Origin of the sequence: Clostridium bowmanii, assembly GCF_018861315.1 — a bacterium.
Taxonomy (GTDB): Bacteria; Bacillota; Clostridia; order Clostridiales; family Clostridiaceae; genus Clostridium_AD; species Clostridium_AD bowmanii.
Window position 1 is genome coordinate 1 of the sequence record NZ_JAHLDL010000114.1, and the last position, 650, is coordinate 650.

Annotated in this window: 1 protein-coding gene; it reads right to left on the minus strand. The window is 34.0% G+C overall.

All coding sequences use genetic code 11. The annotated features are described in order from the left end of the window. Nucleotides 1–527, minus strand: a 527-nt coding sequence (locus KPL51_RS23130) for a reverse transcriptase domain-containing protein (RefSeq protein ID WP_244998183.1), incomplete at its 3' end; no start/stop codon positions are given. Between the last annotated feature and the right edge of the window lie 123 nt (nucleotides 528–650).

A 650-nucleotide genomic window follows, 5' to 3' on the forward strand; every position in this document is an offset into this window, starting at 1 on the left:
TTACCTACTAATTTTAAAATTCTACTGTCACTTACTTTTTCATTCACTGATTTAATTATTATTTCATGGTCAAGTGTGTCAAAACATTTAGATAAATCCATATCTACTACATGCTCTAATCCATATTTGTTCATGAATCTTTCAGCTTTTGCTACAGCCTTTTGACAAGACCTATTCGGTCTATAACCATAGCTTGAAGGATGAAATATAGGTTCGAAAATTGGTTCTAAAATATTCTTTAGTGCTTGTTGGACAACCCTATCTCTAACCGTCGGAATACCTAACGGTCTTTTAGTGCCATCATCTTTATCAATATATACCCTACGTACTGAAAGTGGCTCGTACGTTTCGGTTTTAAGTTCATGATTTAGCTTGACTATATTAGCTTCCATATTAGCTTCAAAAATTCCAATAGTTTCCCCATCTATACCAGGGGCTCCCTTATTGCTTTTGACCGCTTTGAAAGCCTTTCTTAAGTTATCAATTGTATAAACTTTATCAATCAAACTATACCACTTTTTCATCATGAACTCCTCTCGCTTTGCTATCTAAATTATTCCCTTATAAACCACAGTTTCTTCATTGGTTTTGCTGACCTCTTTAGCCTTACGGCAATATATCTAGCTTAACCTAATTACTCTGTTTAGAAC